The sequence below is a fragment of the Ruegeria sp. CG4 genome (assembly GCF_056537185.1).
Genome location: NZ_JBQFRB010000004.1, coordinates 145,774 through 157,744, shown reverse-complemented (window position 1 = coordinate 157,744; position 11,971 = coordinate 145,774). Strand labels below are relative to the sequence as shown.

Below are 11,971 nucleotides of genomic sequence, written 5' to 3'. Positions count from 1 at the left end.
TAGCCCTAGGCTGCCGGATCAATCTTGGCGCCGTGTTGTGACGGGTCGATCTTGGCTCCGCACTGGGTCGGGTCGATTTTCGCACCATGCTGGGTTGGGTCGATTCTTGCACCAAATTGGGTGGGGTCAATCTTTGCGCCGTGCTGCGCCGGATCAATTCTCGCACCAAGTTGCATTGGATCGATCTTGGCGCCAACCTGAGCAGGACTGGAACGGGGCTTACTAGCGTTGATTTCCGGTGATCTTGAAATTCCGGTCGATGCCTTGACCGGTGTTTCCACTTTTACACCTGTCCGACCGATTGAGATCAGCCTGCCATCTGGCGCGCGAACAATAGTCTGATTATCCAACATGAAGTAGCTCCTTGGGTTAATTGGGTCTCCTGATCCTTTGAATGTCACCCGGAATTGGCGACGCGCCCTATTACCACAAAATACTGCTAAAATCACGAATGGATCAGCAGCCAAGATCGACCCGGATCCGGTCCGATTGACGGCTTGTATTCGTGCTGTCCACACCGAGTTGCCCCGCCTGCCCGCACTGGATGACCTGGCTGTTGGGATCAATCATCTCGGGCCTGTCGGTGTACGAAACAAGCCCGCTGCCGAGAACCGTGTAAAGACCACTTGGTTTCGGAACGGATAAATACCCCTGAACCTGCACAATCCCGACAGGACCATCAAACAAGCCAGTTTCGATCCTTTTGGCCTCGATCCCGTCCGACGTCGGCATACCGAAAACTCGGATCACATCGCCGGGTTCCAGGTGCATTGGTCTGATCCCGGTGATCTTGCTGCCTCCTATGACGATATCGCCATTTGGGTCCGGACCCAGATAGGTTCCGCTCAACCGGGCCTGATGATCCATGCCGTTTAACCGTTCGACCCGAGAGGCAAGCAGGCGCTCCCCTTGCCACAAACCGCTGATCGCGACCCAGTCTCCCACTTGCACGTCCGGTTTCTGATCTGGGACTTCAATCCGGGTGCCAAGCACGGTCAGGGTTCCGCCTTTGACATCCGACACTGGCCCGGCGACCGGCAGAACCTGCCGGATTTGCCTTGCGTTCCAACCATCGCCCCTACGCTCGGCTGTGATCGCGACCGTGTGCCCCGGTTGAAGTGACCCGGCGGCTATTGCCGGAACCGAACCTGCCACGGATGCCTGATCGTCAATCTGAATGCGTAACCCGTTCACATGGATACTGCCGAGATGCGTAATCGTTCCGGCGATACCGGTACCAATTATCCCGCCTTCCCGCTCTTCGCTACCCTCTGCGCCGGCGGGGGAGGCCAGTATCAGGATTGTCAGGATTGCGGACAAGGCACGGTGAAACAGGAACATGGTCACTCACTCTTATCCCTGCCTTTGTCCGGCAAGGGCATCACATAAGCGCCCGTCGCAAATCGGCCCGAGTGGCCCTTGCCCTGATCCTTGTCCTGCAGGGATCGGGCCAGCGCGTTAATTTCCTGCAACAACGCCTGTGCCTTTTCATCGGATACCTTGCGCAACTCTTCGATCGAGGCCTCTGAGAGATGTGAATACCGGACAGCGCGGTCGAAATTCCGCCGGGCGCCCGGCTCTGCCAGCAGGTTCTGCGTGGCGGCCAACAGATGTGCGGACAATGTTGCCTGGTACGCTGCGACCTGTTCCGCCCCGCCGCCCGATGGCAGAAAGGCGTGGGTCAAAAGACGCAAATCCCCATCCTGTCCTTGTTCGACGATATTCTGGTCAAGCAGGGTTTTCAGAACGGTACCCGGGGCCATGTCGATACGTGCAAGCCGAACCAGATCGTCAAATCCTGGCCCACCCTCGCTGCCCTTTCGCCGCAGTTTGCGCGGCTCACCGGAGTTGTCCTGAAACTCGGGCGATGTCGCCCAATGGCTGATCACCAACGCGGCCGCACTGCAACTGCGCTTTTCCGGCGCTTCATCATCAAGATTGCGCAGGCGTTTTACATCCTTGCGATGCAGCCCCGTCAAAAGGCTGGCGCGGCTGTCGCTCAGAGGTGTGTCTGAACTGTCTTCAACCGCTTTCAGCAACGCCTTTTTCAGCGCCTCGGTCGCGCTGCCAACAGTGACGCCATGTGCGACCATCGCCTGTGCCAAAGGCTCCAGCAAGGCTGGCAACGCGGATTCAAGAGGTGTCTTGGGGGTCGTCGACATTGCGCTACTCATTAAAGTCCTTTGGCGGATAACATCTGTCACGCATTAACACATTCAACGCTTTCGTGACTATTTCGTGATCAATCGTGAGTCATAATGGGAAATTTTCCCATTATCAATATTGCGTGACCCCTGAACCGATAGGAAATTGTCATGCAAGAAATCAACATCTCAGCTTCAAGCAATTTTACCCCTCTTAGCTCCTCAGAATTGCCCCTTCGACAACACCCAGATGTCCTCTGCCATCTCAGCCCTATGGATCAGGTCCGCTTCCGAAATTTCGGCTGGGGCCCCAAGGCGGAACCACGCCACGCCACAATTGCCGAAGCCTTGCAGCATCAAATGCAGCGGAACCCAAACGCGGTCGCCATCGACTGCGGTGGGCACGAGATAAACTACCGTACGTTGGACCAGGCATCCAACCGTCTGGCCGCCGTATTGCGCGCCCATGGTGTGAAACGCGGCGATGCAGTCTGCCTGTTTTTGCACCGCTCGATCGAAATGGTGGTTGGCATTGTGGCCGCCATCAAACTGGGTGCTGCGTATGTACCGCAGCATGTCGGCGTTGCGCCTCCCGAAACGCTCCGGCATGTGGCCGAAGTAACGCACGCGCGCGTTCTGCTCAGTCTCAGTGAACTGGCGGATCAGGTGCCCGTATCGGCAAACCAAACATTGATCACCATCGACACGGTCATGTTCGACCCGCTCCTGGATGCCCCAGCCCCGGATACCCGATACCGGGCGCGACCCAAAGATCTTGCGATGATCCTGTTTACATCAGGTACGACAGGTGTGCCCAATGGCGTTCAGGTCAGCCATGCCAATCTGGCGAATATCCTGCTGACCGCGCCCGGTGATCTGGGAATGCGCCCGGGCATGAAGGTTGGACAGGTTCTATCCATCGCTTTCGACATGGCCGCCTGGGAAACCCTGGGGGCGCTGTCAAACGGGGCAACGCTGGTTATTCGTGGCAAGTCCATTCAGGATACGGCGGAACAGGTGGACGTTCTGATCGCCACGCCGTCGATCCTGAACGCGCTGGATCATACACGATGCCAACAGGTCAAAGTCGCCGCCGTTGCCGGAGAACCCTGCCCACGCCCTCTTGCCGACAGGTGGTCGGCCTTTTGCACATTCTACAATTCCTGTGGTCCGACAGAGACGACAATCATCAACACGGCCGAGCCGCATCACCCCGGCAAACAGATCCTGTCCATAGGTCGTCCGACACCCAACAACACGGTCTACATTCTGGACGAAAACCTGCGCGCCCTGCCAATTGGCCAGAAGGGTGAGATGTGGGCCGGTGGGGATTGCGTGACAACCGGATACCTCGCCAACCCTGAGCTGACGGATGAGCGTTACCGCCCCGATCCGTTTCGCCCTGGCCATATGATGTTTCGCACCCGCGATCTGGGCCGCTGGACCGACGATGGAGAGCTTGAACATTTCGGCCGCGTTGATGATCTGGTCAAGATACGCGGCTTTCGGGTGGAACTGGACAGCGTCTCAGGCGCGCTCGAACAGTCGCCCTGCTGCCAACAGGCCGTGACGCTGCAATACGACAGCCGAAATCTGGTAAGTTTCATCTCGCCTGCTTCCGCTTGCCCCAAGCGTGCGGCGCGATCGGTTGCGGACCGTCTGCCCTATTATTGCTGTCCGGCTGTGGTGATGCCGATGGACGCCCTGCCACGGACAACACGCGGCAAACTGGACAAGCGCCTGCTGAAGCAACTCGCCCGTGACCACATCGCGCAAACCGGGACGGAGCTGAAGTGATGACAACTCAAACCACAAATCTGCAATCCCGGGGCCTGAACTGGCGGCGGGTCACACGGCACCCGGCGCTGATGGAATATCGGCGACTGGCGGCGCTGGTTGCCGTCGTCAATCTGGGTGTTTTCGTGATGGGGCTGCACCAGGGCAGGTGGTTTCATGATGGTGAGTACGCGCTGAACCTCATCGCGGACATGGCGTTGATCAACCTGAGCATCGGTATCCTGATCCGGCAGCAAAGGGCGGTCAACGCATTGTTCTGGCTGGCGACCCGGGTTCCGACATCCTGGCCTTTGTGGATTCGCTGGGGTGCCGGCAAGGTCTTTCATTTTGGCGGACTGCATTCAGGATGTACCGTTGCGGGCACGATCTGGTTCGGGTTCTTGCTGTTTGGAATGATCGCGAACAGGGGTGCAGGGGCGGATTCGCCCTCGGGCCTGACACTGACGCTAAGCGCCGCCATGGTCGTGTTGATGACCGTCATGGTGGTTTCAGCGTTGGGACCGATCCGAGCCCGATTCCATAATATGTTCGAGAAAATACATCGCTTCATCGGATGGACCGTCCTGGCGCTGTTCTGGGCACAGACGGTGTCAATAAGTTCTGACACGGGCGATGCATTGTTGCACAGCACAGCGTTCTGGATGCTTTGCCTGATCACACTGTCGATCCTGTCTCCGTGGCTGACGCTGAAACAGGTGAAGGTTGATATTGTCAAACCGTCAAACCATGCGGTGATTGCCCGGTTCGAATACGGCGACACGCCGTTCCCCGGCAGTTCCAACGCCATCAGTCACACACCGTTTGGAGAGTATCACTCATTCGCCAATATCCCGGCCCCGAACCAGAAAGGCTACCGGCTGGCAATCAGCCGGGCCGGAGACTGGACAGGACGATTCATCGACAACCCGCCTGACAGGGTCTGGGTCAAAGGCATCACGACATCTGGCGTGGCCCGCATTGAGGTTTTGTTCAAAAAGGTCGTTTATGTCGGCACCGGGTCCGGAATTGGTCCGATCCTGCCTCATCTTCTGGCCGGTGATGTGCCGAACAGGCTGATTTGGTCTACCCGAAGCCCCCGAAAGACCTATGGGAACGCGTTGGTTGACGAGATCGAAGCGCATACTGACACCCCTCTGATCTGGGACACAGATGAAAGGGGCAAACCGAACCTTTCCGCATTGGCTTTGCAGGCGGTGCGTGACAGCGACGCCGAGGCTGTCATCGTGATTTCGAACCAGAAGCTTACGCGCAAAGTCGTGCACGACATGGAAAGCCTGGGCATCCCCGCCTATGGCGCAATCTGGGACAGTTGATCATGTATGGGACAATTCAGACGGAAACTCACGGGCGTGTCGCCACAATCCGCTTCAACCGGCCGGATCGGCTGAACGCCCTGAATTCGCAGGTCATGCATGAGGTGCTGGACGCGGCAACCAACTTTGAGGCCGATCCGGCAATCGGCTGCCTGATCCTGACCGGAAACGAGCGCGCCTTTGCGGCCGGGGCTGACATCAGCGAGTTGGCGGTTCAGACCTATGCCAGTATGCGGGCCAGTGACTTCTTTGGCGGCTGGGACCGGTTCGCCGCACTGAAACTGCCAAAGATTGCAGCTGTTGGCGGCTACGCGTTGGGCGGCGGGTGCGAGATTGCCCTGATGTGCGACGTCATCCTGGCGTCGGACACCGCAAAGTTTGGCCAGCCTGAAATCAAGATCGGCTGTATTCCCGGTATCGGCGGCACGCAGCGCCTTACCCGGCTGGTTGGACGTGCCCGGGCGATGGACATGATCCTGACCGGTCGCCTGGTGGATGCGCAGGAGGCGCTTCAGATGGGTCTGATCAGCCGCGTAGTACCGTCCGAAGAACTTGAACAAACCGCACAGGATGTAGGACGAACCATTTCGGGCTATGCACCTGACATCGCAGAAATGGCTCGTGCCTGTGTAAACATGGCTGAACATAGCACGCTGGACTCCGGTCTTCGCTATGAGCGGCAGATGTACCACGCCCTTTATGGATTGCCGGCGCAACAGGAAGGCATGAATGCGTTTCTGGAAAAGAGAGAACCCCGGTTCCATTCCGCCTGAATTCCATCGAACGGGAAAGATCGGGATTGACTTTCCCAAAATTGTATACAGCTATGCGTACAATTGCATCCAGTGGGGCCACGCCATGCAGACCTGTTACGGTGGAAAAACGGTATACGGAGCCAACCTTGGCATTCTTATGCTTGAAACGCAGTTTCCGCGCATTCCCGGCGACATCGGAAATGCGCTGACCTGGCCTTTCCCGGTACAGTACCGCGTCGTGCGCAGCGCCACGCCCGAGTTGGTGGTGCGCAATGATGCACGGGAACTGGTTGACCTTTTCATCGAAGCCGCAAAAGACCTGGTTGCCTCAGGATGCGACGGTATCACGACAAATTGCGGTTTTCTGTCGATTGTTCAGGACAAGCTGGCCGAGGCGGTACGGGTTCCTGTTGCCACATCCTCTCTGATGCAGGCCCCCATGATTCAGGCTATGCTTCCCCCCGAAAAAAGCGTGGGCATTCTGACGATCTCGAGAGAAACGCTGACGCCGGCCCATCTGGCTGCCGCGAATGTGCCGGCTGATACTCCGGTCGTGGGCACCGAGGGTGGTCGGGCGTTTACCCGTGATATCCTGGGAGATGCCCCCAAAATCGATTTTGCGGCCTGCCGACTGGATATGCTTGATGCGGCGCGGCAATTGGTGACAGAACATCCGGATGTCGGTGCAATCTTGCTGGAATGCACCAATATGACGCCTTACGCGGCGGATGTTCGCAAACTGACCGGGCTGCCAGTGTTCTCGATCTACACCTTCCTGAAATGGTTTCATGAATCGCTTGTACCGGATCGGTTTTCCCAGGAACTGGATGATCCACTGCTGGGGTTGGCGAGGTAGACATCGCACATCCTGACCCAGCTGCGTGACACAGTTGGGCAGGACTGTGGGTCTACAAGTTCCCCGGAACGTAGAGTTGGGAAAACGCCACGCGCACCAATTCGACCGTCTGTTCACTGCGGCGTTCAATGTGACGCCGTAAAGCTGCGATCGCGGCGTCTTTGTCCCGTGCCTTCACCGCATTCAGGATGATACGATGCTGTGACAAGGAAGAGTGATCGTAGTCAGGCGTATCCCGGCGATCACGCAGCAGCCGCAAGTTTATCATCCTTACATACCGGATGCGTTCGTTCACGTTGCACAGCAGCCGGACCAGTTCACTATTGCCCGACAGTGTCGCGAGCTTGACATGAAACTCTTCGTCCATGCGCAAAAGAACATTCAGATCGCTGCAAACAGAATAGGATTTCTCGGCCTCGTCCAGATAGGCGACAACCTCGGCTATTGCGTTGTCATCCGCTCCTTCAATGGTACGGATCAGCGCCTCGGTCTCAAGCGCGCATCGTAGCTGGTAAAGTTCCAGAATCTTGTCGGGGCTGAGTGGGCGGCAAAAAAACCCTTTGCCAAGCTCGAAAGTCAGGAACCCTTCGGCGGCAAGCCGGTTCAATGCCTCGCGCAGCGGGGTGCGGCTGACATCAAGAGTTTTTGTCAACGCGGTCTCGTTCAGGCGCTCACCGGGCATGAACTCGAAACTGATCGCCTTCTTGCGTAACGCCTCGTAGGCGCGTTCTACGCTTCCTTCGGATTTGGACATCTCATACCCAACAGTTCGGATTTTGCCCGTTCTATCAAAGCGCACGGGAAAAGAAACATTTGTCTTCACAGATTGCGACAGTACTGTATACAGGCTGGAATACGATGCAAGGGGCGATGATTCTCGCCACAATGGGATGATATGACGTCTGAGGCTCAACAAGTCGTCGTAATTGGCGCCGGAATCGTCGGTGTCTCGACCGCTATCTGGTTGCGTCGCAAGGGCGTCGACGTCACCATTGTGGACCGCAACGCGCCAGGGGATGACAGGGCGACGTCATATGGCAATGCCGGGGTGCTGGCGGCATGCTCAGTCGCCCCTGTCACGGCGCCGGGACTGGTTCTCAAAGGTCCCCGAATGGCCTTGGACCCGAACTTCCCGCTGTTTCTGCGCTGGTCCTATTTGCCACGGCTTGTGCCATGGCTGACAAAATACCTGTCACATGCCAACGACAAGGACACCCGGAGAATTGCTGCCGGGTTGGCTCCGCTGACCTCGGACTCGGTCGAGCAGCACTTTGCCCTGACTAAGGGAACAGATGCCGCGCAATGGGTCCAAACCTCGGACTACAGTTTCGCCTATCCCGACCGCTCCGCCTTCGAAGCGGACAGCTATACGTGGATGTTGCGTCAAACCGCAGGCTTTGGACCCGAGGTTTTGGAAGGGGACGCCGTTCGAGAGTTCGAACCGAACCTGACGGAAAATCTGAAACTTCTGGCCGTGATGCACGATCACGGATTTACATGCAGTCCCGGATCATACGTGGCCGCGCTGGCAACCGAAGCCGAAAAACTGGGGGCTTCGATCCGTCGGGCCGAGGTAACAGATTTCGAGTTCACTGACGGTAAGGCAACGGCCGTTATCACCGACAGCGGCACACTGCCCTGCTCCAATATTGTTCTGGCGACAGGTGTCTGGTCCGGACCGTTGGCGAAAAAGCTTGGACTGTCCGTGCCACTCGAAACCGAGCGTGGTTACCACATTGAATTCGCGGGGGCGGAAAACGGGCCATCAACCCCGTTGATGATCACCACCGGCAAATTTGTCGCCACCCCGATGGCAAATGGGCTACGCTGTGCCGGTGTCGTCGAATTTGGCGGGCTGAAAGCCGGGCCTTCAAAGGCGCCGCTTGATTTGCTCAGGCGCAAGGTCGAGGAAAGCTTTCCGCACCTCAGGTTCGAAAATATGAACAGCTGGCTGGGCCATCGCCCTGCCCCGACCGACAGCCTGCCGTTGATCGGAGAGATTGGCCATAGCGGCGTACTGGCCGGGTTCGGGCATCATCATGTTGGCCTGACCGCCGGGCCCAAAACCGGACGCATTCTGGCGGGGCTGTTGACCGGAGAGCGCAGCAATATTGATCTGACCGTCTACGATCCGCAGCGGTTCTGAAGAAACGACCATAAACGCCCCGGAAAATCAGGGGCCGAAAATAGGCAACAAGGGAGTTTGAAATGCCAAATACAATCACCAAAATTGCCGCTGGTGTCGCGGTAGCCACCGTATCAGCGGTATCGGCCAATGCTGAAACCTGGGATATGCCGATGGCCTATTCGGCCACCAACTTCCACTCGGCCACCGGCGCAATGTTTGCTGAATGCGTGACCACGGGAACGGCGGGTGAATTGACCATTCAAACCCACCCGGGCGGCTCGCTCTATGCGGGCGCGGAAATAAAACGCGCAATCCAGACAGGGCAGGTCAACATCGGTGAGCGTCTGTTGTCCGGTCACCAGAACGAAAACGCGCTGTTCGGCTTTGACTCTGTTCCATTCCTTGCGACCTCGTTCGAGGATTCCGAAAAGCTGTGGGATGTGGCCAAGGGCCCGCTGTCCGAACTGCTGGCGGAACAGAACCTTCATCTGCTCTATTCGGTACCGTGGCCGGGTCAGGGTCTGTATTTCGACCGCGAGGTCAACAAACTGGCCGATGCCGAAGGTCTGAAGTTCCGCGCCTATAACTCTGCCTCGGCCCGCATGGCCGAGCTTGCCGGGATGCTGCCGGTGCAGATCGAAGCCGCAGAAATCAGCCAGGCATTTGCGACGGGTGTGGCACAGGGCATGGTCTCGTCCGGGTCCACCGGTTACGACCGCAAAGTCTGGGAAAGCCTGTCGCATTACTACGGCGTGGATGCCTGGATGCCGCGCAACTATGTTCTGGTGAACATGGATGCCTGGAACGGCCTGGATGACGCGACCAAGAACGTTGTGAACGGCTGCGCCCTTGCCGCGGAATATGCAGGCGACTGGCGTTCGATCCAGTACACCGAGTTCACCGTGAACGAGCTGGGCAAGAACGGCATGACCACCGGCCCCGCAAGCGATGAACTGGCCGCTGAACTGCGCGCGATCGGCGAGACCATGACCGCCGAATGGCTGGAAGCTGCCGGCGAACAAGGTCAGCAAATCGTCGATGCCTTCAAGGCTGCCCAATAATCCTTGACTGAAACAAGCCCCGATGCCGGTCCGGCGTCGGGGCGCAGAAGAGGAGAATTGCCGTGGCGCTGTTCAATCTGTTGCGCGTTGTTCTGGATGCTCTGTACCGCTGGGCCGGATATATCGCCGCTGTCTTTCTGATCCTGATCCTGTGTTTCGTCTCGATGCAGATGATCTCTCGATGGGTCGGCGAGGTTGTCGTGGGCGGACCAGATTTCACCGGCTATTGCATGGCCGCCGCGTCGTTTCTGGCGCTGCCTTATGCGCTGAACAGCGGCAGCCATATTCGGGTAAACCTGCTTTTGAACGCGCTTGGACGGTTCCGGCGATTTGGGGAAATCTGGTGCTGGGCGATTGCCAGTTACCTGACATATCTGTTCGCGCGCTACGCCATCAAACTGACCTATGAAAGCTATCGCTTCAACGACATCAGCCAGGGGCAGGACGCGTGGCCCATCTGGATCCCGCAGATGTCCATGGTCATCGGCACGGTCCTGCTGGCGATCTGCGCCTTCGACAACCTGATCAGTACCCTGTTCACGGGTAAGGACAACATTCGATCCGCCGGGGTCGATGTGCACGCGGAGTAAGCCCAGTGGAACAATTCTACCTCGTCTCCATCTTTCTGTTCGCACTGTTTGTGCTTTTGGGCACAGGCGTCTGGGTCGCCCTCGCGCTGTTTGGCGTGGCTTACCTTGGACTTGAGATGTTCACATCGCGCCCGGCTGGCGACGCGATGCTGACCCGTATCTGGACCGGATCCTCAAGCTGGACACTGACGGCGCTGCCGCTGTTCATCTGGATGGGGGAAATCCTGTTCCGAAGTCGATTATCGCAGGACATGTTTCGGGGTCTGAGCCCGTGGATGCAGCGTTTGCCCGGTGGCCTGGTTCACGTGAATATCGTCGGCTGCACCATATTTGCTGCCGTGTCCGGTTCTTCAGCGGCCACGCTCACCACCGTCGGCAAAATGTCGATCCCGGAACTGCGCAAACGGGAATACCCTGAATATATGATCATCGGGACCCTGACCGGCGCGGCGACGCTGGGCCTGATGATTCCGCCATCTCTGACCCTGATTGTGTACGGGGTCGCTGTCGAGCAATCGATTTCGAAACTGTTCATGGCAGGCATCCTGCCCGGTATCGTGCTGGCCAGCATGTTCATGGCCTATGTCGCTGGCTGGTCCTTTCTGCGCCGTGATGAAGTACCGGAAATCTCCGACCGTATGACCTTTGGGCAGAAACTGAACGAAAGCCGGTTTCTCATCCCGATCATCCTGTTGATCCTGGTTGTCATCGGCTCGATGTATGGCGGCTTTGCCACGGCAACCGAGGCTGCCGCCATTGGGGTTATCGGATCGTTCATTCTGGCGGCCATGCAGGGATCGCTGACCAAGGAGGCCTTCATAGAAAGCCTATTGGGTGCCACCCGAACCTCGGCCATGATCGCCTTTATCCTCATGGGTGCCATTGCCCTGACACTGGCGATGGGCTTTACCGGACTGCCGCGCGCTTTGGCGGAATATATCGAAGGGTTGCAACTGTCGCGCTTCTCTCTGCTGCTGGCGCTGATGCTGTTCTATATCATTCTCGGCATGTTTCTTGACGGCATCTCGTCGGTCGTTCTGACCATGGCGATTGTGCAGCCGATGGTCGAGGGCGCGGGCATCGATCTGATCTGGTTCGGAATCTTCATCGTGGTGGTTGTGGAAATGGCGCAGATTACACCCCCGATCGGTTTCAACCTGTTTGTCATGCAGGGGATCACCCGGCACGAGATGGGATATATCGCCAAGACCGCCCTGCCGCTGTTCCTGATCATGGTGGTGATGGTCTTCGTGATGATCGCTTTCCCGGAACTGGCCACCTGGCTGCCTGACAATATGCGGAACTCGGCAGGCCGGTAATCGGCCAG

12 protein-coding genes are annotated in these 11,971 nt (G+C 57.7%); 8 read left to right on the top strand and 4 right to left on the bottom strand.

What is annotated here, in order from left to right:
• Positions 1-5: 5 nt before the first annotated feature.
• Genes ACR0J2_RS13015 through ACR0J2_RS13005 form a run of 3 tightly spaced genes read right to left on the bottom strand, consistent with a single transcriptional unit; the run spans position 6 to position 2,162 of the window.
• The gene (locus ACR0J2_RS13015; RefSeq protein WP_480812826.1) at positions 6-467 is read right to left on the bottom strand and encodes a hypothetical protein; all 462 of its coding nucleotides are present in this window, start codon (positions 465-467) and stop codon (positions 6-8) included.
• Positions 457-1,341, bottom strand: coding sequence for a DUF5666 domain-containing protein (locus ACR0J2_RS13010; protein WP_480812825.1), 885 nt, complete (start codon positions 1,339-1,341; stop codon positions 457-459). Before ACR0J2_RS13010 ends, ACR0J2_RS13015 begins: the two co-directional genes overlap by 11 nt.
• A 2-nt stretch (positions 1,342-1,343) precedes the next feature.
• Positions 1,344-2,162, bottom strand: a complete 819-nt coding sequence (locus tag ACR0J2_RS13005; protein ID WP_480812824.1) for a DUF6502 family protein — start codon at positions 2,160-2,162, stop codon at positions 1,344-1,346.
• 342 nt (positions 2,163-2,504) lie between these two features.
• Here ACR0J2_RS13005 and ACR0J2_RS13000 point away from each other — a divergent pair, with 342 nt between their 5' ends.
• The 4 genes from ACR0J2_RS13000 to ACR0J2_RS12985 all read left to right on the top strand — a co-directional run bounded on the left by ACR0J2_RS13000 (position 2,505) and on the right by ACR0J2_RS12985 (position 6,865).
• The gene (locus tag ACR0J2_RS13000) at positions 2,505-3,941 is read left to right on the top strand and encodes an amino acid adenylation domain-containing protein (RefSeq protein ID WP_480812823.1); all 1,437 of its coding nucleotides are present in this window, start codon (positions 2,505-2,507) and stop codon (positions 3,939-3,941) included.
• Positions 3,941-5,254: a hypothetical protein gene (locus ACR0J2_RS12995; protein WP_170611688.1), complete on the top strand. Its 1,314-nt coding sequence runs from the start codon at positions 3,941-3,943 to the stop codon at positions 5,252-5,254. Before ACR0J2_RS13000 ends, ACR0J2_RS12995 begins: the two co-directional genes overlap by 1 nt.
• Positions 5,255-5,256: 2 nt before the next feature.
• The gene (locus ACR0J2_RS12990; protein ID WP_170611686.1) at positions 5,257-6,027 is read left to right on the top strand and encodes an enoyl-CoA hydratase-related protein; all 771 of its coding nucleotides are present in this window, start codon (positions 5,257-5,259) and stop codon (positions 6,025-6,027) included.
• An 85-nt stretch (positions 6,028-6,112) separates the two neighbouring features.
• Entirely contained in the window at positions 6,113-6,865 is a 753-nt protein-coding gene (locus ACR0J2_RS12985) for an aspartate/glutamate racemase family protein (protein ID WP_480812922.1), read from the top strand.
• Positions 6,866-6,917: 52 nt separating this feature from the next.
• On the opposite strand, the gene ACR0J2_RS12980 is transcribed toward ACR0J2_RS12985, so the two are convergent.
• A complete protein-coding gene (locus tag ACR0J2_RS12980; RefSeq protein WP_170611684.1) occupies positions 6,918-7,619 on the bottom strand; it encodes a GntR family transcriptional regulator in 702 nt (233 codons plus the stop codon).
• A gap of 141 nt (positions 7,620-7,760) precedes the next feature.
• Here ACR0J2_RS12980 and ACR0J2_RS12975 point away from each other — a divergent pair, with 141 nt between their 5' ends.
• The 4 genes from ACR0J2_RS12975 (at position 7,761) to ACR0J2_RS12960 (ending at position 11,963) form a co-directional block, all read left to right on the top strand.
• Positions 7,761-9,011 (top strand): NAD(P)/FAD-dependent oxidoreductase, encoded by a 1,251-nt coding sequence (locus ACR0J2_RS12975; protein WP_480812822.1) that lies wholly within the window; start codon positions 7,761-7,763, stop codon positions 9,009-9,011.
• Positions 9,012-9,073: 62 nt separating this feature from the next.
• Complete coding sequence (locus ACR0J2_RS12970) at positions 9,074-10,054, top strand: TRAP transporter substrate-binding protein (protein ID WP_170611680.1); 981 nt, start codon at positions 9,074-9,076, stop codon at positions 10,052-10,054.
• 62 nt (positions 10,055-10,116) lie between these two features.
• Positions 10,117-10,644, top strand: coding sequence for a TRAP transporter small permease (locus ACR0J2_RS12965; protein WP_480812821.1), 528 nt, complete (start codon positions 10,117-10,119; stop codon positions 10,642-10,644).
• Positions 10,645-10,649: 5 nt separating this feature from the next.
• Positions 10,650-11,963, top strand: coding sequence for a TRAP transporter large permease subunit (locus ACR0J2_RS12960; RefSeq protein WP_170611677.1), 1,314 nt, complete (start codon positions 10,650-10,652; stop codon positions 11,961-11,963).
• Positions 11,964-11,971 lie beyond the last annotated feature (8 nt).

Bases quoted from the DNA above. Each gene is read 5' to 3' on its own strand.
- ACR0J2_RS13005 (WP_480812824.1), bottom strand. From the start codon at position 2,162: ATGTCGACGACCCCCAAGACACCTCTTGAATCCGCGTTGCCAGCCTTG.
- ACR0J2_RS12980 (WP_170611684.1), bottom strand. From the start codon at position 7,619: ATGTCCAAATCCGAAGGAAGCGTAGAACGCGCCTACGAGGCGTTACGC.
- ACR0J2_RS12995 (WP_170611688.1), top strand. From the start codon at position 3,941: ATGACAACTCAAACCACAAATCTGCAATCCCGGGGCCTGAACTGGCGG.
- ACR0J2_RS12990 (WP_170611686.1), top strand. From the start codon at position 5,257: ATGTATGGGACAATTCAGACGGAAACTCACGGGCGTGTCGCCACAATC.
- ACR0J2_RS12975 (WP_480812822.1), top strand. From the start codon at position 7,761: ATGACGTCTGAGGCTCAACAAGTCGTCGTAATTGGCGCCGGAATCGTC.
- ACR0J2_RS12970 (WP_170611680.1), top strand. From the start codon at position 9,074: ATGCCAAATACAATCACCAAAATTGCCGCTGGTGTCGCGGTAGCCACC.
- ACR0J2_RS13010 (WP_480812825.1), bottom strand. From the start codon at position 1,341: ATGTTCCTGTTTCACCGTGCCTTGTCCGCAATCCTGACAATCCTGATA.
- ACR0J2_RS13000 (WP_480812823.1), top strand. From the start codon at position 2,505: ATGCAGCGGAACCCAAACGCGGTCGCCATCGACTGCGGTGGGCACGAG.
- ACR0J2_RS12985 (WP_480812922.1), top strand. From the start codon at position 6,113: ATGCAGACCTGTTACGGTGGAAAAACGGTATACGGAGCCAACCTTGGC.